The following is an 18,857-nucleotide window of genomic DNA, read 5'->3' on the forward strand; positions in this document are numbered from 1 at the left end:
GCCTTCTACTCTATCGATATTTGTTAACAGTTTGTTGCCGTTGGCATAGGCGAAAACGCAGGTAACACGGTTGCACTTTGCGCCTCAGTATAGGTAAAACGACAATCGGCTGGAGCGCCATTTTGCCAGATTGTTACCACGCCAGTACCTTCAAAAATAGTCCAGTCATTCGTCCCGGTAGTTGTTGGGTCTGTCGCACTTGTTCCATCATTGAAAGTAACATCAAGTGCATTTTGAAGCTCTGCTTTAGTCGCTTGTAAATAACCAAAATCAGTCACTGCTGCGGTGCCCGTACCGATGTCTACCGAAGGTGGCGTTGTCGCACCAGACGCCAACTTTTCTTCCCCTTCAATCGCGGCCTTTGAAAACACAAGCGTGTTAGCCCCCTGAATCGCACCTTTCATGCCTTGCAGTGCAGAAGCTCGAGCATCACCCTGCAAATTAATAAACTTAGGTGCTGCAGTCACAGCCAAAATACCTAAGATGATGATCACCACCACCAATTCAATTAGAGTAAAACCTTGTTGCTTATTCATTGATAAATACCTTTTAAAAAGTTAGTGGTTTAAATTATTGATTTGTAAAGCTAGCCACTGTGCCAGTGCCCGGATTATACGTAATTCCGTTGGCACTTGCTGTGGTTAAATCTGGGGTTGGCGTAGGTACGCCATTTGTACCGAGCACAAGCGTCGCAACTTGGTGATATACACATAAATCAACGCCGGTCACCGTATTACCATCAAGGTCAATGACATCCCCAACCACATTCGCCAGAACGCGCGCGGTGTAACGCTGATTTTGAGCATTTGCATTAAACTGCACAATTCTTGGTGCATTTTGCAAAACGGTTTCAAATACTTCCTGACACTCCGCATTACTCATGCCAGTTGCACTTGTACTTGCGCTAGTTGCACCTGTCGGATAGCCAAAGCGAGGGTCTAAAAATACATTGGCACCATCGAGCACCACGGATGAACCTGCACGACCGTCAACTTCCCATTGGGCACGAACGAACCCTACCGCGGTCGCAAGTCCACCAGCAACGCCATCTACACTGGCATCTTGCGCATCTTCAGTCACATTCAAAAAACGAGGAATAGCAGTTGCTGCTAGTAAACCAAGAATGACGATGACAATCACCAGTTCAACTAACGAGAAACCACTTTGACTATTTCTACCCATACAAAAATACCTTTCTTATCGATTTTCCCCAACCACTCAAGGGAAATACAAGAGTTACTGTTTCAAATCTAGCAACATCTTATTGAAATTGCATCACATTAATACTTACGAACGACATTTACGGCTAAATACAAAGCAAATTAAGGTACCTTTTGCCCATTCGCTGTATATATCACTCTTCCTGAACTCAGTTGGTAGCTTACGCTATACCCTGAATCAAACACATATCGACAAACTGATTGCTGAGATTGATACTTTACATCAATATCGGCATCAATTTCCTTGCCCATTAACGCAGACCAAAGTTTTGTACATCCCTGAACGGTCTCAAAATCTGGTATCGGCCACCCCTGACGAGACATTTTTACAAATTGTATCTCTCGAGGCGACTTGGAATTAGCCGTCGCAGGTATCACTTGGTGCCAATCCAAATTCAAGTATCTTGGCTGCCCTTTTGAAAGCCATTGGGACTTCAATGTCACCAAGATACGGAGCAAGCGTTGGTGCTCTATACTTTGCCCCTGCGCTGAAACACGTTCAACTTGATCAAAGTAACGATAGCTAAAAACAGCCAATACCATTGCTATGATGGTTATAGCAATAAGCTTGCCATACACACTAAGCAATTCACCTTCCGCTTGCTGCTGCTTTAACATAATCCCTTATCTATCATAAATATAAAACAAAACACCTAGAGTGACGTCTAGAAAAAATCAACATTTAGTGCGACTCGAAAGAGTTAACCCTAAAACAATGTTTACAAAAGATGACGTATTATTGACCACCTTTCACGACATTCAACATATCCCACATCGGCAAATAGATACCTAACGCTAAGATCAGAACAATACCGGCAACAATTCCAATCAAAACGGGCTCCAGTTTTGCAGTTAAGTTTTTCAAGTCATAGTCCACTTCGCCTTCGTAAAAGTCAGCGGCATCATTTAGCAATTGATCAATTTGACCCGTTTCTTCACCCACAGCAACCATTTGCAATACCAAAGGCGTAAACAATTTACTCTGATTCGACACTCGAAGCATTGAATCTCCTGACTCAATACCTTGACGCATTGCCACGATTCGATCGTGCATATAGGCATTATCAACGGCATCTGCCACTAAACTCAATGCTTGCGTCATGGGGACGCCTGCACTCAGCATCATCGAAAAACTTCGACAGTAACGAGAGAGTGTCGAGCGCTCAATAATACTGCCCACCGCAGGAATATGTAGCTTCCAACGATCCCATTGTTGCTCACCTTTTTCTGTTTTGAGCCAGACACGAATGCCAATAATGGTGCCAACCAAGCCTATCAACATCAATGGCCAATAGTTCACAAATGCATTCGATGTAGCAATTAGCAGCTTCGTCGCCCAAGGAAGCTCTGCGCCAAAGCGAGAGAACATATCCGCAAACTTAGGGATTACCATAATATTGAGGACAACCATGGCAATCGCAATCGCGGCTAAAACAAAAATAGGATAACGCATTGCCGCTTTAATTCGGCGTCGAGTCTCTTGCTCTCGTTCGATATAACCGGATAATTGAATAAATGCATCTTCGAGCTTACCGGTGTTCTCCCCGACATGGACCATAGACACAAAGAGCGCATCAAAGACGTCACCATGTTGGTTCATTGCTGAAGATAATGGCCGTCCCGCGGTCAACTGCTCCGAAATATCATTCAACGCGTCTTTCATTCGCTGTGAATGGGTCGTTTCTGACAAACCGGCAATGGCACGTAAAATGGGAATACCACTACGTGTCAACGAGTACATTTGACGCGTAAAGATCTGTAATTCATCAAGGCTCACTTTACGCCCAAAAATACTCGCGAACGTAATTGCAGACTTTTCTTTGGAAAGGTTGACCTCAAGTGGAATGACCGCACGCGACAATAACTGGTCTGCCGCGGCATTTTCAGTCGCAGCCTCCAGCTTTCCTGTGACTTGTTCGCCCTGGGCATTTCGCCCTCGATACTGATAAGTCGGCATATTTAAGCCATACCCACTTCTTCAGTGTTTACAGGTAATTCACTCATATCTTCTGCGAGTTTTGCAACCTCTTCAATGGTCGTCATGCCCTTCTCTAAATACGCCAATGCCGAATCAAGTAGCGGCGTAAAATTGGGGCTGTTATTTGCTGCATTAATAAAGTCTTGTGGATTGCCTGTTCGCATCGCCTCAATCATGGTTTCATCGAGTTCAAGCACTTCAAAGACACCGATTCGACCACGATAACCGGTGCTATTACAGCTTTGACACCCCAGCCCCTTGCGAAGTTTGGCTTGCGAGAAATCTCGCTCTGTTACGCTATTCACCCAAGCTTTGTCTTGTAAATTCAGTTGATAATCAACAGCACAATTTTGACAAACGCGACGAACAAGGCGCTGGGCGATAATTACACGTAGCGCACTCGCCACCAGATACGGTGCAGCACCCATATCCAACAAACGCAAAGCACTAGTCACCGCATCATTGGTGTGCAAAGTAGAAAGTACAAAGTGACCCGTCAAAGCGCCGCGTAAACCAATCTCTGCGGTTTCTTGGTCCCGCATCTCACCCACCATGATAATGTCGGGGTCTTGACGTAATGTTGTTCGTAGCACGTTGGAAAAATCGAGGCCAATTTTATGGTTGATCTGCACCTGATTGATCCGTGGTAACTGATATTCAACCGGGTCTTCAACAGTAATAATTTTGGTATCCGCGCTGTTGAGCTCACTTAGGATCCCATACAGTGTTGTGGTTTTACCACTACCCGTGGGCCCCGTTACAAGCAACATGCCATGGGGACGTTTAATTTGTTTACGGATGCGCTCTAAAATGTGCGGTGGCATTCCGGTTTCGTTCAAAGTTAACAGGCCAGCGGATTGATCCAGCAAACGCATGACAACCGACTCACCATGATATATCGGCATCGTCGACATCCGCACATCAATTTTGTGCCCTTTCACTTCCATATGGAAACGACCATCTTGTGGCAAGCGTTTCTCAGAAATATCGAGCCCAGACATGAGCTTTAGACGCAGTACCAAAGCTGCTGCAATATTCACCTCTTGCAATACGGTCTCTTGTAACTGCCCATCAATACGCTGGCGGATCCGAAGTACTTTTTCACCGGGTTCAATATGAATATCAGAAGCACGCATTTTTACGGCGTCTTCAAAAATCGTCTGTAAAAGTCGGACAACCGTAGTTTCATTATCACTATCAGACTCAGTTAAGCTCGCCAAATCGAACATGTCATCAGCGGCATATTCTTCTTCAAGCTTGCCTGCAATCTCAGCAATCTCACCGGTCAAGCGATATAAGTTATCGAACGCTTCTAGCAATTGCTGCTCAGGAACTACCGCTAGCTCAATCGTCCGAGGAGCTAGTTGCGCCTCAATATTGTCTAATGCTTGTAAATCAGCAGGATCGCTCATTGCAATCAATGCGCTGTCGCCTCGATCTTCGACGACCAACGCTCGGTAACGGCGAGCTTGCACCTCAGGTAAAAGCCCAACCACATCAGGAGAAATTGCACGCTTACTAATATCTAAATAAGGGATATTGAGCTGTTGAGATAAAAATTGCAGCAACTGCTCTTCAGTAATACTGCCAAGCTCAATCAGCGTATAGCCTAGCTTTCTGCCTGAAGTACGCTGCTGTGATAGCGCTTGCTGCAGCTGCGATTCAGTAATGATCAGCTCTTGTACTAGCAAATCACCTAGACGCATCTTCAACTTTGGCTTCATTAACTATCTCCTAACTGCACAAGTCGTGCTTCAATGTATTCTGCGGCTTGTGCCGATAAACCCGACTTGGTTAACGCAAACTGATAAGCTGCTTTGGCATCGGTATATTTTTGCTGTGAGTCCAGTGCATGGGCAAGTCCCATCCACCATCGCCCTTGATTGGGCTCAGCACGTACAAGCTGCCGATATGCCTTCTCTGCAAGCGGGTTGTCCCCTACTTTTTGGGCAAGATCGGTCTGCTGAAGCCACTTCTGACGGGCAAAATCGCCGAAGTCAGGAATATCAGTCAGTACGGCAATCGCTTGTTTAAAATCACCTGATGCTTGATGCACACGCGATAACAACAATGAAAGCTCGGAATTATCAGGGTAAAGAACCAAGCCCTGAGTCAACACGGTTGCAGCCTGTGGCAGCTGATTTCGCCCGAAATAAAGCGCAGCTAATTGTTTGCGAGTTTGATGATCGGCTGCATTCAATACCAAGGTTTGATTGTATGCAGCTATTGCTTCATCTAAACGACCAAGGCTCTCAGCCCGTTTCGCCGCTTGCGCTGACTTCTGACCAAGCTCTTTGGCTGAAAGTTTAACTTCCTTCACCGCCATGTTGACGGGAGCAACGGACGGCGACTTTACAACAGCGACTTTCTTGGTGACTGGTTGTGCAACTTTCGCTGCAACTTTGGCTACTTGGGGGGATTTAGGTTGCGGAACTTGGGTTTGAGTTTGGGTTTGCCTAGCTTCCTTTTCACTTGCAAAAGACGCGACACGCTCTTGAATCGGTGTGACCTCAGCCATAGCAAGTTGCTCTGCCCCCGAAGCATGAGAACCTTTGTTCTGAATCTTATCGACCAACTCTGTATCGGTAGGTTCACGACTGGCTATCGCCGCGTTGTTTCCATCAATCATGGCAGGCTGAATCGTGTGTTCTTCGGTTGCTTTTTCTGCCTTCTTTTGTGTGTGTTCCACATAAGAAGTGGCCGAGGGTGACGCAATATCCGCTTTTAAACTCTGCCAATATTGATAACCAAAAACGGCGGCACCGCCAAGAGTCAGTGACACAGCGCAAGCCGCAAATAATACCGAATAACCTTGTTTTTTAGTTTGTGGCGGCACTCGTACGGCTGGCACCTGCTCAACAGCATGGGGCTGCTGGCGGGTGTCTAGGTCTTTGAGCATTTGATTTATCACACTCATAGACTTACCTTCACAAAAATGGCGCCGAGGGTGAGCACAAATAATAACGCCATGAGCTTCGGCTGCCAGCTGGCATTTACAGATACGGCATCTTCAGTATCTTCAACTGCGTCTTTCAAATGTTGAAAGCTCACTTTGTGATGACCACAGCCATAGGTCAACATGAGCGCTTTATGGGCGATAATATTAATAAGACGGGGGATCCCTCGAGACATTCGATGCAGCATTCGTAAACTACGTTTATCAAATACACCATCTCCCCCATAACCAGCAATTCCCATGCGATATTGAATATAAGCCTGGGTTTCTTCCATTGTTAATGGGCGCAATTTATAACTAAAAGTTATGCGTTGGCGTAATTGTCTAAAATCACTGCTTTGGAGCCGTTCATCAAGCTCAGGCTGACCGAATAAAACAACTTGTAAAAGCTTACGGTTCTCTGTTTCTAAATTCGTAAAAAGACGCAATGCTTCTAAGCTCTCATTGGGCAAAGCTTGCGCCTCATCGAGCACAAGAATCACAGCATTACCATGGGCACTCAACGCCATTAGTTGCTGCTGGATCATCCCCGTGAGCTGCTGCTGGTCTAAATTCTCTGAATATTGGAGACCGAGCTCTTTTGCAACTGCCCAGCGCAACTCGTCGGGAGAAAGGTAAGGATTGGGTAAATAAGCGCAGCGATATTTCTCAGGCAAATCGTTCATTAACTTACGGCAAATCAGGGTTTTTCCCGTCCCCACTTCACCAGTCACTTTGATAAACCCTTCACCTGTCTGCAACGCCGTTTGCAATACTTGTAGCGCTTCTACATGGGGCGTTAACCCAAAAAAGAAGCCTGTATTTGGCGTAAGTGAGAATGGTGCCTGATTTAGTCCAAAGTGAGTCAAATACATTGAATTACGGCCCTTCTGGGTACCAGCGATCCAAAAGTTTCTTCGAACGCTGTAATTCTTGCTTCCAAGTATTGCCATCGACAACCGTCGGTTTCAAGAGAATCACAAGCTCTGTCTTCTTGGCCTTCTTGCTCCGGTTAGTAAATGCTTCACCTAAATAAGGAATATCTCCAAGGAAAGGAACTTTAGATACAAGTTCGACATTCTCACTCTTCATTAAGCCACCAATCACGACAACCTCTCCGGATGCAGCTTTAATAATGGTATCCGACTCTCGAATGTCACTTTGGGCGAGTGGTAGCTCTAGATCGCTGTCAGATATTTTGACAATTTTGGTTTGTTCTTGCACATCGATAACGGAGGGATGGATATGCAACAAGACATTACCTTCGCCATCAATTTGCGGTGTAACATCAAGCGCAATCCCAGAAAAGAATGGCGTTAATTCGACTTCAGGCGTTGTTACTGGTGTTGTTCCCGCAACCGTGGTTGATGAAACCTCAGTAACAAAGTACTCATCCGTGCCCACTTTAATTACCGCTTTTTGATTGTTCGAAGCGGTCACTCTCGGGCTCGAGAGTACATCAACGTCCCCTTGTGTATCGAGTAGGCTTACCACAGCGGAAAAATCGCCATCCTTATCGATACCAATCGTTGCTGCGCCACCAAGCGCAGTAGAAATCGCATCACCGAATGCGTTTCCTGCAGAGGTCGAGAAGGTAATCGCTTTATCACCGCTACCGCCCGCGACTTGCTGCCAATTAATCCCTTGCTGATAACCGTCAGAGAGGGTCACTTCGATAATCTTCGCTTCTAAAACAACCTGCCTTTGCAAATGCGTCTCCGCAGTTTTTAGAAAGTGACTCACTTGACGAAGTTCATCGGGAAGAGCTCGCACAGTCACTAGCCCTGCAAGCGGAGAAATCATGACACGGCGTCCACCAGACTTACTGCCAACAATTGACTCTAGCGTGGTTTGCAAATCCGACCAAAAATCAGATTTAGTTTTTGAAGAGATAAAAGTGCCATTGCTACCAGTATTACTTTCACCATTACTGCTGTTGGAATTATTGCCGCTATTGCCATTGTCACCGTTATTATTGTCTGAGCCCGATTCGTTTTCATCGGAGATCCTGCCCGAAGTAACGGAGGTCATCGACAAGCCTTGCCGCTCCATATACAGGTAATTCAATGCAAATGTTTCGGTACGCATTCCTGCAGGGAAGACTCTTAATATTTTTCCCTGTCGGCTAATTTCATAGCCGTAGATATCTTCTACAACCTGCATTACTTCGCTTAAGGTCACGCCTTTCAGTGAGAGCGAAATACGACCTTCGACCTGAGGGTGAACGGCCATGCTAAACGGCGTTCCAGCCACCAAGCTGGGGAAGAATACTTTTGCATCAACATCACTTGCAGACACATCAATGCGACGCTCAGTTTGTGTGACTGGTGCAATACCAGACAGCAGCCCTTGCGCAGTTAATTCTTGTTGCACCCCCAGAGGAAGACTTGCTGGCGGAGGTACCACTTTGGGCTTTTCTGCGGTTGTCGTTAGCTGCTTGAGTTCTTGCTTTGAAGCTTCTGGCTGCGGCCTGTCAGTAGACTGACAAGCGACTAAACATAGCACGAGCAGAGACATGATTGATTTTTTGAAAGTCATTTCTATTTTCCTACACTCTCTGTGATTGCTTCAAACAATTTAAACTTTCTTCCACTACTCAGGGTTACAGAGTCTGCGTCGATTCTGCGAATTTTACTGCCGAGTACTCGGTCACCGACCTCATAAATGCGACCATTAATAACCGCACTCGAACCTTTTCCCGCGCGCATCACACTTTGCAGTACGATTTGAGTTTTCGGAGCAGCATTTTGTGCTGAACTGGTTCCGACGACAACGCTCGGTAAAGTTGGGTCTCGCAGTTGCTCCCCTTGGGCTGCCACTGCAACACACACCAACATAAACGCTAGTATTTGGCTAATTTTGGCTTGCAACACTAATAAAGTCCTCATTAATGCTTAGCGTATATATCTCTAGCGTCACCAAGCTATTCGGATGACGCTCCACCTGATAGTCCATTCGTTTCCAGTACATTTTGTCGGGCATCGCTTCAACAGATTGGATAAACTTGAGAATAGAAAAATAGTCGCCCTTCACAACGAGCTGGATCCCGTGGCTATACAAGTTCATTTTTTCTTGCTCGCCAACTTCAATCAAAGGAACTGGTGGGATTGAAGTAAAACTCTGTAGGCGAATGCCTTTAACCTTTGCCAACAAGTCTGACAGCAATTGGGGCATGTGATCAGCAGGAACCATATCGACCATTTCAAACGCGAGCTGCTCTTCAACCGCTTTCATTTGCTTTGCAATCTCTTGTTGCCGCGCGATAACGCCTCTGTTGGGATCGATTGCTAACCTTTGCTTAAGCAACTCTATTTGCTGCACTGCGTAGCCGTTTTCTTGTGTAATTTGATTGGTACTATTTGTGGACTGTTGATAAGCCAAAAATGTGGATTCCAGTGGCAAGTATCCGAGCATACCGATGAAGACAAAAACAGCGCCGGCAATCAGGCCGCGCTCACGTCGAGTCAATTGATCAAACTTTTGTGCCCATTGCTTCATCATTGCACCTTCACCTTATCCGCAGCTTCAAGCGTGCTGGTTAACGTAAAAGACAAGGGGTGGCTATCACTTTTCTTCATGCTCATGGTTGCAAACGCATGACCTTTTAATGACTGGGTTTCGGCTAATTTGTCAATCCAACGTGGGACACTATCCGGATATTTGCTATAGCCTTGGAATATATATTGGCTCTCATCCACCTGAATTCTTTCAAGCCAAACATTTGCATCCGCCACTTGTGCCAATTCACGCATCATTAATGAGTATCCTTGGCTGGTCATATTCTCTCTTTGGCTCAATTCATTTAAAAGTAGCCGTTTCAGGTCGAGTTGCTGCTGATCAACCTCTACACGTTTGACAAGCTTTTTGTCGGCTGTATGCGCAGCGATTTGTGCGTTAAGCTGAGCTATTTCATTGTCATGAATCTGCTTTTCCACATTAGCTGCAGCGAGTGCTGATTTTTGGTTTTCAAGTTGCCAATAACCCAATCCGTTCAAACCACAAACGATCATTAAAAATACAAGGCTCCATACCATTAAGCGCTGGAACGAAAGGCGAAGCTTTACCGGAAGCAAAGCATCTGAATATAAATTGATTCGGGTTTTGTTTGCCGACATTACACAGCCTCCCGCGCAAACTCGCCGAATGATAATTGGGCAATTCTTTCAGCAACGCTCGTTTTATCCAGTGCGCAAACGGTTTGATTAAAGTTCACTGCAACCAATTGAGCTAAAGCAGCAGCTTCACCTTCCATCAATATTTGGATTTCATTCACTGGTGGCTGGCGAAGTTGACTTTCGTAGTAATCCATCGAACGTTGAATTTCTAAACTCAGGTTGTCTGCACTTCCGTAACTCAACTCATCGGCAGAGCTCTTGTCAACCTGATTAAACCCCCGGATCCGTCGCTGCATATAAAGCTCGCCTTGACGAATGACCGTTAACAACAGCTCTTGTTCTGGCAAATGACAAATCAACATACGAGAGGCTTCATCCTCTCGCGTTAAATTACTTAGGATTAGCTCTTCGATACTCACACCAGCAATCAACAAATCATGCTGCTCAGCTGCGGCAGCAATACTTTGCATCATCGTCTTATCAACAACGACCACATTAATTTTTGCAATACTTGCAATGGGAGACGCGAAATAGTCGAGGTGAATGTTTGCCACTGGCACACTGACCAAATCCTTCACGGCCCAGAGCAGTGCCTGAGGAATTTCAGCATCATCCACTGCGGGCTTATCGGCTAAAATGACCTGATACAAGCTTGCTGCAAGCGTAATATGCATCTTGCTTGCAGGACAATGCTTAGCCACTTGAGCAAAAGCATCATGCCAATCATTATTTTGCAGCTCAAAAGTCTGATATTTCTCAGGTTCCGTTGCTGTCGCAGGGCAAAAAACACAAAGTCGAGTCTCGCTAAGATAGACACCTATCTCAGTTTTCGCAGATGATTTTTTCCAAAATGCGAACTGATTCGCCAGACTTTTACCCATAAAAATTAAACATATCCATTTGAAATATAAAAACAAAGCCGCGCCTGCAATAGTATAAAAACCATGTATTGACTGCGCAGATGCATTCCCGAAAAGGACAATATTTAAAGCAAGATACGACTAATTTTGCTTAGAATAATAATTGGCATTGTAGTCACTAATTGACTTATTTTACAGGTAAAATTGGTGAATTTTGCCGCATGCGGTATCCCCCATATTTTAACCTAGCCCAATCTCGTCCATTTATTTACTTAAACTGTTTATACCACTTCTTGCGGATCATTAAAGAAACTGCCTTGGGCGGCAATAATGCCTAGGGCTTGCAAGGTCTGCCACTCTCCCTCTTCCTCGACTCCCTCGGCCAAGACTTGCACTTGCGTTCGATATAGGCCAGCAACCAAACTCCTCACAAACAACTGGTTTTCCTGACGTAAATGTATTTGTCTAACAACCGCGCGATGTAACTTTATCTGATCAAAATGCAATTGCTTAATATATTGCGTACTCACAACTTGCAAGCCGACATGATCAACACAAAGCTTTGCCCCCATCTTACGGATCATGTTTAGTGTTGGTTCAAGCGCGTCTTGATGCTGCACGACGACAGACTCACTCACCTCGAAGATTAAACGCTCTGCTAAATGTCGTTGCTCCAATAAACTTGTCTGCAACCAACGGACAAACGCTCGACTTTTCAAAGAGTCTAGACTCAAATTAATGCTATAAGTTGCATGTTGGTTTTCACGCTTTGTAAGCAATGAAAACAATACGTTTTCAATAATTCGCCGCTCAATTTGCGGCATTAAACCGCACTTCACAGCCATTGGAATAAATAGAGTCGCTCGAACTAATTGATTGCTTCGATCACGAACTCGTGTGAAAACTTCTTTGTGGTCAATGAGCTCCTCACTGTTCACGACATCTTGCGTGAAAGCAACAAATCTCTGCTCAACCAATGAATTCTCTAAGAAGCTACGCCAACGCACGGACCCCTTTGCCAGCTCGCTGTCAATCACCCCTTTATCATAAATAAACCAGTTACTACTGCCCTGCAATTGCGCTGCTTTTAAAGCCATATCGGCTTCTTCTAGCAACTGAATTTTGTCATCTCCGGCCTTGAAGTAAGCCCCACCAATATAATAAGTGCTCTCACCTTGCTTGCCTTCTTGTAGCAAGTTGCTCAGACACACTTTCAATAGTTTAACGGCCAATTGGTCAGCTTCTTTAAGGGAGACTTGAGGAATAACAATTGCAAATTGATTTGTCGAGCGACGCGCAAAGATCGAGCCTGGCTGAGAATGCAGCAATTGGTTAATACCACTCACGTTGGCGATTAACAGTTCAGAGACCAATTCATGCCCCAATTGCTGTTGTAGAAAATCGATATCCTCCATCTCTAACAAATACAGCACGCCATGGCCCATCATGCCTTGATGACTCGACAGCGCATCAAGCCTATTTTTAAAAAATAGGCGATTACCAATGCGCGTTTCTGTATCTAGAAATGTGTTGGAACGAATAAACTTATCAAACCGTGAACGCTCTTTCTTTGCGTCTATCAGCTCTTCCAACAAACGAGTCAGAGCTCGGTTAATAATTCTCGGTTTTCCTGAACCTTTTTTCTCCGCAGCTTTTTCAAACTTCCCTTTGAGAATTAAATGACTCCGCGCCGAGAGCTCCTCAACACCATAGAGTTGCTGACTAAACCAGTTAAAGCCAAAGCGAACAAAGAGTAAAACCGCGAGGCTACCAACAAGTACAATCATGACTTCATAGATGCCCACTTGATGGCTATCAAAAGGCTGAGGCAAAGCAAGATAGAGCCTGAGAGTTCGCGCGCGGTCAAGGTAACGCTCATACTCAATAAGATTTGTTTTAGGGCTTGAAGACAGATACTCATAATGTAGCGTATCGTTTTGATATAACCGCAACTCAGCGGCATCATAGGCCGATAACAAAGGCGATAACCATTCATCGAGCTGGCTCGCGTCCTGATGATGATGGCTCAGTAAAACTTGTTCTAAGGTTTCAACTTTGTGCTGTTGCGCTCGATAAGATAACTGAACAAAGCTCGTCAGCGCAGTGAGTAAAAACACAAACGCTACCGCGACTAAAGACATTAGCCAAAAACCCGTTAACTTTTTCGTTAACATCCCCGTCATCTTCATCTTTGCAATCCGCTTAAGTTCTTATTTTTATACTTAGCTGCTCCGTATCGATTATTCAGTAGCCACCTCCAAAAGGCAACATACCATTTACATCCAACAAAAAAGGAGCCGAAGCTCCTTTATCAAAGACTTGTAACCAGGTGCGACAGTTGAGCACCTCGATAGGCAAGCACGCCCAATGAATGACACCCGGCGTTTAGCCTCCCCCGCTAGGCCATATAATTGTCAGGCAAGTCGGTAAGCGCTGCGACCCCGGAGTCAATAGCAGCTTTCGCTACGGCTTTGGCAACCGCAGGCAATAACCTTGGATCCATTGGCTTAGGAAGAACATAGTCTGCACCAAAGCTTAAAGAGTCTACGCCGTCATAGGCATCCAAGACCGACTGTGGCACCGGTTCTTTAGCGATCGCCGCTATCGCATGCACTGCTGCAATTTTCATTTCATCGTTAATTTTTGAAGCGCGCACATCTAAAGCACCACGGAAAATAAACGGGAAACATAAAACATTGTTTACTTGGTTAGGATAATCACTTCGGCCAGTTCCCATGATCAAATCTTGGCGTGTGGCATGGGCAAGCTCGGGACTGATTTCAGGGTCAGGGTTTGAACAAGCGAAAATAACTGGATTTTCTGCCATTAACGCAATGTCTTCTGGGGCTAAAAGGTCTGCTCCAGATAGCCCTAAAAATACATCGGCACCTTGAATTACGTCTTGAAGTGTTCGTTTATCCGTATTATTGGCAAACAAAGCTTTATATTCATTAATATCTTCACGACGCGTATGCAGAACCCCTTTGCGATCGAGCATATAAACGTTTTCTCGCAGCGCACCACATTTCACGAGCATCGTCATACATGCGATTGCTGCAGCGCCCGCTCCCATACAAACAAATATTGCGGTTTCAATGCTCTTGCCTTGGATTTCTAGCGCATTAATCATTCCAGCAGCCGTTACGATCGCAGTTCCATGCTGATCATCATGGAAAACAGGGACATTGCAGCGTTCAATTAACTGTTTTTCGATTTCAAAGCACTCTGGCGCTTTGATATCTTCAAGGTTTACGCCACCAAAAGTATCCGCAATCGCTTCCACCGTATTCACAAATTCTTCAGGTGTTCGATGCTTCACTTCAATATCAACCCCATCAATATTGGCAAAATGCTTAAAAAGAAGCGCCTTGCCTTCCATGACGGGCTTAGATGCCAAAGGGCCAAGATTTCCCAATCCAAGAATTGCTGTTCCATTTGAAATCACTGCAACACTATTTCCTTTATTCGTGTAACGATAAGCATCATCAGGTTGAGAGGCAATTTCGCGCACAGGCTCCGCTACGCCGGGGCTGTAGGCCAGTGCTAAATCTAAGCTCGTTTGAGCAGGCTTGGTAATACTAACGGCGGTTTTACCTGGTACGGGGAATTCATGATAATCGAGTGCTTGCTGACGTATATCTGCCATTTTTATGTCCTGAAACGCGATATTTTATTAGAGTTCTAAGGGTCAGTTGTCAATTGGTCATACCATTGTTCTGCTTCATGAAAAAGCACATTAACAACTGGTTGCTACCATACGCCGATCAAGTCAGTTTTTAAACACTTCTAAGGAAATTTTCACTATTCAGAGGAAATATCTTAGTAAAGTGTTTTTTTTTACACTTATCCAAAGCCCATCAGACAAAATGCGATAACTTATCCGCAAAAAATATACATAAGAATATGGCAATACTTCAGAGGAGAGGTCGGAAATCAATCTACAGCTTTCAATCGCTCAAGGGCTGAGAACCCCGACTTTGTGTATCTGTGGGATTTGTTTCTTGTTTGAGCAAGGGATGGAATGCCGCACACAAACGACAGCGAGAGGACACTTTTCTAGATCGAAACCAAAGCCAAACATACTAAAACTATATTTGTGCTTGCAAAAAACGATGCAGTTTTGCCTTTGGAGTACGTGATAGCTTTTGCATCATCGCAAATGTTGGTTGTTTCACTTGATACTCAGTCGCTAGGTCGTTGAGCATCGTTAACCATAATTGGGCGGTAACCTGTGCATCTGCTAACGCTCGGTGAAATACCCCGTCATTCGCAATCGACTTATAAGAAACTAAACTGGCTAACTTATGATTTGGCGCATCAGGATACAGGCGGCGTGCGATGAGCATCGAACATGCGAACTCTCCGCCATAACCGCGGCCGATGACGTCCAACTCTGCATCAAGAAAACGTTGATCAAAGCTTGCATTGTGGGCAATCAGGTTTGCATCCCCGATAAAATCGGCAAATTGATCCATCACTTCTTCACAGCTTGGCGCATGGGCCAACATGCCATTGCGAATCCCCGTGTATTCCTCAATAAATGAATTGATTGCAAAGCCTGGATTCATTAACTGCTGAAAACTGCCCGTTATTTCTCCTTGTTCAATACGAACGGCACCGACTTCAATTGCCCGGTCACCCATTGTTGGTGATAGTCCGGTAGTTTCGAAATCGAGAACAACGACTGAGTTTGCTGGATCGCTCACGGTAAGACTCTATGACAAAATAAAACACCATGATAACTGCTAGCAGCTATGGCTGCCTAGCACCTTGACTATTTACCTTAGCTTTTGAAAGTGAACAGTGTGAACGTCGGAGAACTCGAGAACCACACTGTTCCTTTGAGTTGCAATGCACACTTTAAGAATATAAGTCGCTTAATAAACAACGATACAAAAATGGCTTACTTTTTACGCCAAGTCGCGGGAAGGTCAACCTGCTGCCAAAGAGATTGACACAACTGCTGTCGGTTATGCCAATCTCCCACCAACAGCCAATCAACGAGAGCATCACCAACCTGCGGATAGGCAATAGGCTCTGGTGACGGTGACTTTAACCACCGTTTAACTGCCTGCAGATCTAAATGAGACATGCCGTCAGCTGCACCAAGCAATTGGAGCGCAGCCAAATTCGAGAGTTGTTCAAATTGCCCGAGCACAGGCTTGATTAATAGTTTTTTCCCCAAGGTCAATGCTTCACTAATAAGCTCAAATCCTGCACTGCTAATCACGCCATCACATTGCGCGAGGTGCTGCTTAAAACCTTCTCGACTAAAGCCAAACCACGTTACATTATCGGGAATATGTTGCGGCTGTATACCGTGATACACCCAAAACTTTTGAGTTGGCATTTGTGCTAACAAACTGACTATCGCTACAGGATTCTCAAAGGGAAGATACACTAGGATCGCATTATCTAGATGCGCTCGTGGCTCGGCAGTATCCACAAAAGGCGGTAGAATCTCAAAACCAAAATGATGCCAATGACAACCAAGAGAAATATCTGTTGGTGCAAAATAGTTGAGCAACACCTCGTTAAACCAATGGTTACCGATCTTGGGAACATCATACTTAAGCGCTGCTTGATGGCTGATCCCAACCGACGGTATCCCTTGCCGCTTTGCCGCCCACGCCGATAAGGGTTCATAGTCATTCAGCACCAAGTCATAGCCAGCTAAGTCTAAATCATGGACATCCTTAAGTGTTCGCACCAGTGAATTTTGTAAAGCTGTATTCAGCAACTGCACTTCACCATTACGCGTCGCGAATGTTAATCCTGGCTGCACCTGATAGTTGCCAAAACACTGCATATCAAAAAATTGATTGGGCTGACGACCAGAAAAGAAAAAGTCCACGGCAATATGCTTACGGTGTAAAGCTGCAGCCATTAACCTAGCTCGAGTCAAATGCCCATTCCCTGTGCCTTGAATGCCGTATAGAATTTTCAATGTACACTCCTTGTCTCTATTGAGCGGATTCCGCTTACAGCGCTTAAATTCTCTTAAAAAAATAAAAACTGCGCTAGGTTGACACTGGCAACCCCTAACGCAATGCCTGCCACGATATCCAGAGGAAAGTGTACCGCCAAGACCACACGAGATAGCCCGATGGCCAATGCCCAAGCAAGGGCAATCCACATGAAACTTGGAAACACGATGACAATACAAGACGCCATCACAAAAGCAGCCGCGGTGTGGCCTGAAGGCAGACTGAATTTGTCTGACGGCTCAAAAATGCTATCAATACCAAGCGAGAGATGACACGGACGCGTACGACGAATTGAGTTTTTAAGCGCAAAATAGAGAGGCAAATCAATCAGATAAGAGGCAATTGCGAGGTTAAAGAGCTGCAAGCCGGAAGGATCAAATACAACAAACCCAAACGCAATGTAGAGATAAAACGGGCCATCCCCAGTCCAAGATATGAAGCGAGCGGCTGACTGCAAACCGTGACGCTGGGCGGTTTCTGTTGCCCATAAGAACATTCTCTCATCGGCACGAGTTAAGTGTTCGAACATAAAAAAGGCTCCTAGTTAGCAATGAACTAGAAGCCTAAGTAAAGCCTATTACGAGTAAGTTACGTCTTCCCTAAAGTTTTATGACACATTCACTGTGTCACTATGCTGCAACTGGCTCTTCTTTTTGTACTTTGCTACGTGCAAGCTTGACCAAATGGTACACATTGATACAAGCTACAAATGCGTTCATGCCAGCCACAGGCCAAGCCGCAATTGCAATTCCGTAAGCAACAAAGAGTGAACAACCCACAAAATTAAGGCAACGTAACCAGACGATGTTCTTCATCATCAGTGAAATTGCCACCATAACTGAAGCCATATATCCCACGACTTCAACGATATCTAAACCTTCCATAAGGCACCTCTTGAGGCCCTCTGCCATCCATAAGCTTGTTTGAGGGATCCTTGCCCCTAAAGCAATTTAAATTAAAGTTAAATTGAATTCGGGCCTATGCTAGCAAAACTGTGACACTATTTGTAATTAAAAAACGTTATATAATGACGCGGCTCAAACTTTAATCGTTATAAGGCAGGTATTGACGGAATTTTACTACCATTTCTGTTTGGGACTGATTTTCTACCACAGCGTGATTGAACACGCTTTTCTTTTTATGAATCCCTTATATACTCGAATGAAATCAAGGTGATTTCACCTCGCTTCGAAAAACAGGAGAGTAACTATGGAATACAACACCTCAGAACTTTGCGACATGTATCTTGATGTCGTTGATGTTGTGGAACCCATGTTTAGTAATTATGGGGGTTGTAGCTCATTTGGCGGTGCAATTAGCACAGTAAAATGCTTCGAAGACAACGGACTCATTGTCGAAGTCTTACAGCAAGATGGCCAAGGTCGAGTCCTGTTAATTGACGGTGGGGGCTCTCTTCGGCGCGCACTTATTGATTCCACTATTGTTGAGCTCGCCGTAACCAATAACTGGGAAGGGATTGTTGTTTACGGTTCCGTTCGCGATGTCGACGCGATTGAAGAAATGGATATTGGAATTCAAGCCATGGCTTCCATCCCGGTTGGCGCAGATACGCAAGGGAGCGGAGAATCAGATATACCAGTCAATTTTGGCGGCGTTACTTTCTTACCTGATGATCATATTTATGCCGACAATACTGGGATTATTCTTTCACCCGAAGCATTAGATATCGAATAAGTCATGCTGCAAAAATGACTCAAAGCCAGCCTTTGCTGGCTTTGAACTTATCTGTGCAAAACAAAAA

General features: G+C 45.0%; 19 protein-coding genes. 1 reads left to right on the forward strand and 18 read right to left on the reverse strand.

The window, feature by feature from the left end; genetic code table 11:
- Nucleotides 1-23 precede the first annotated feature (23 nt).
- The 18 genes from IEY18_RS13560 to IEY18_RS13645 form a co-directional block, all read right to left on the reverse strand.
- Nucleotides 24-536 carry a type II secretion system protein gene (locus IEY18_RS13560; RefSeq protein WP_188921711.1) on the reverse strand — a complete coding sequence of 171 codons (513 nt, stop codon included), beginning with the start codon at nt 534-536 and terminating at the stop codon, nt 24-26.
- A 34-nt stretch (nt 537-570) separates the two neighbouring features.
- Complete coding sequence (locus IEY18_RS13565) at nt 571-1,182, reverse strand: type II secretion system protein (RefSeq protein ID WP_188921713.1); 612 nt, start codon at nt 1,180-1,182, stop codon at nt 571-573.
- A 140-nt stretch (nt 1,183-1,322) separates the two neighbouring features.
- Nucleotides 1,323-1,838, reverse strand: coding sequence for a hypothetical protein (locus IEY18_RS13570; RefSeq protein WP_188921715.1), 516 nt, complete (start codon nt 1,836-1,838; stop codon nt 1,323-1,325).
- Nucleotides 1,839-1,956: 118 nt separating this feature from the next.
- Nucleotides 1,957-3,177 carry a type II secretion system F family protein gene (locus IEY18_RS13575; protein WP_188921717.1) on the reverse strand — a complete coding sequence of 407 codons (1,221 nt, stop codon included), beginning with the start codon at nt 3,175-3,177 and terminating at the stop codon, nt 1,957-1,959.
- Between the two features lie 2 nt (nt 3,178-3,179).
- On the reverse strand, nt 3,180-4,922 hold the full coding sequence (locus tag IEY18_RS13580; RefSeq protein ID WP_188921719.1) for a GspE/PulE family protein: 1,743 nt from the start codon (nt 4,920-4,922) through the stop codon (nt 3,180-3,182).
- Nucleotides 4,922-6,115 carry a tetratricopeptide repeat protein gene (locus IEY18_RS13585; RefSeq protein WP_188921721.1) on the reverse strand — a complete coding sequence of 398 codons (1,194 nt, stop codon included), beginning with the start codon at nt 6,113-6,115 and terminating at the stop codon, nt 4,922-4,924. The genes IEY18_RS13580 and IEY18_RS13585 overlap by 1 nt, the downstream gene beginning before the upstream one ends.
- Nucleotides 6,112-7,008, reverse strand: coding sequence for an ExeA family protein (locus tag IEY18_RS13590; RefSeq protein ID WP_188921722.1), 897 nt, complete (start codon nt 7,006-7,008; stop codon nt 6,112-6,114). Before IEY18_RS13590 ends, IEY18_RS13585 begins: the two co-directional genes overlap by 4 nt.
- 4 nt (nt 7,009-7,012) lie before the next feature.
- Nucleotides 7,013-8,671, reverse strand: coding sequence for a pilus (MSHA type) biogenesis protein MshL (gene mshL, locus IEY18_RS13595; RefSeq protein WP_188921724.1), 1,659 nt, complete (start codon nt 8,669-8,671; stop codon nt 7,013-7,015).
- Nucleotides 8,672-8,673: 2 nt separating this feature from the next.
- Nucleotides 8,674-9,006 carry an MSHA biogenesis protein MshK gene (locus IEY18_RS13600; protein WP_229779904.1) on the reverse strand — a complete coding sequence of 111 codons (333 nt, stop codon included), beginning with the start codon at nt 9,004-9,006 and terminating at the stop codon, nt 8,674-8,676.
- Nucleotides 8,987-9,634: a type IV pilus inner membrane component PilO gene (locus tag IEY18_RS13605; RefSeq protein ID WP_373290748.1), complete on the reverse strand. Its 648-nt coding sequence runs from the start codon at nt 9,632-9,634 to the stop codon at nt 8,987-8,989. Before IEY18_RS13605 ends, IEY18_RS13600 begins: the two co-directional genes overlap by 20 nt.
- The gene (locus tag IEY18_RS13610; RefSeq protein WP_188921726.1) at nt 9,631-10,248 is read right to left on the reverse strand and encodes a PilN domain-containing protein; all 618 of its coding nucleotides are present in this window, start codon (nt 10,246-10,248) and stop codon (nt 9,631-9,633) included. Before IEY18_RS13610 ends, IEY18_RS13605 begins: the two co-directional genes overlap by 4 nt.
- A complete protein-coding gene (locus IEY18_RS13615) occupies nt 10,248-11,129 on the reverse strand; it encodes an MSHA biogenesis protein MshI (protein ID WP_188921728.1) in 882 nt (293 codons plus the stop codon). The genes IEY18_RS13610 and IEY18_RS13615 overlap by 1 nt, the downstream gene beginning before the upstream one ends.
- A 260-nt stretch (nt 11,130-11,389) precedes the next feature.
- Nucleotides 11,390-13,297: an RNase E specificity factor CsrD gene (gene csrD / locus IEY18_RS13620; RefSeq protein ID WP_188921730.1), complete on the reverse strand. Its 1,908-nt coding sequence runs from the start codon at nt 13,295-13,297 to the stop codon at nt 11,390-11,392.
- Between the two features lie 209 nt (nt 13,298-13,506).
- Entirely contained in the window at nt 13,507-14,754 is a 1,248-nt protein-coding gene (locus tag IEY18_RS13625; protein ID WP_188921732.1) for a malic enzyme-like NAD(P)-binding protein, read from the reverse strand.
- A 442-nt stretch (nt 14,755-15,196) separates the two neighbouring features.
- Nucleotides 15,197-15,814: a 3'-5' exonuclease gene (locus tag IEY18_RS13630; protein WP_229779905.1), complete on the reverse strand. Its 618-nt coding sequence runs from the start codon at nt 15,812-15,814 to the stop codon at nt 15,197-15,199.
- Nucleotides 15,815-16,011: 197 nt separating this feature from the next.
- Nucleotides 16,012-17,055 carry an MJ1255/VC2487 family glycosyltransferase gene (locus IEY18_RS13635; RefSeq protein ID WP_188921734.1) on the reverse strand — a complete coding sequence of 348 codons (1,044 nt, stop codon included), beginning with the start codon at nt 17,053-17,055 and terminating at the stop codon, nt 16,012-16,014.
- 53 nt (nt 17,056-17,108) lie between these two features.
- Complete coding sequence (locus IEY18_RS13640; protein WP_188921736.1) at nt 17,109-17,624, reverse strand: phosphatase PAP2 family protein; 516 nt, start codon at nt 17,622-17,624, stop codon at nt 17,109-17,111.
- Between the two features lie 100 nt (nt 17,625-17,724).
- Nucleotides 17,725-17,979, reverse strand: a complete 255-nt coding sequence (locus IEY18_RS13645; RefSeq protein ID WP_188921738.1) for a YgjV family protein — start codon at nt 17,977-17,979, stop codon at nt 17,725-17,727.
- A gap of 325 nt (nt 17,980-18,304) precedes the next feature.
- Between IEY18_RS13645 and rraA the strand changes: the two genes are divergently transcribed.
- Entirely contained in the window at nt 18,305-18,790 is a 486-nt protein-coding gene (rraA, locus tag IEY18_RS13650) for a ribonuclease E activity regulator RraA (protein WP_188921740.1), read from the forward strand.
- Nucleotides 18,791-18,857 lie beyond the last annotated feature (67 nt).

This window comes from Shewanella gelidii (assembly GCF_014647855.1).
GTDB lineage: Bacteria > Pseudomonadota > Gammaproteobacteria > Enterobacterales > Shewanellaceae > Shewanella > Shewanella gelidii.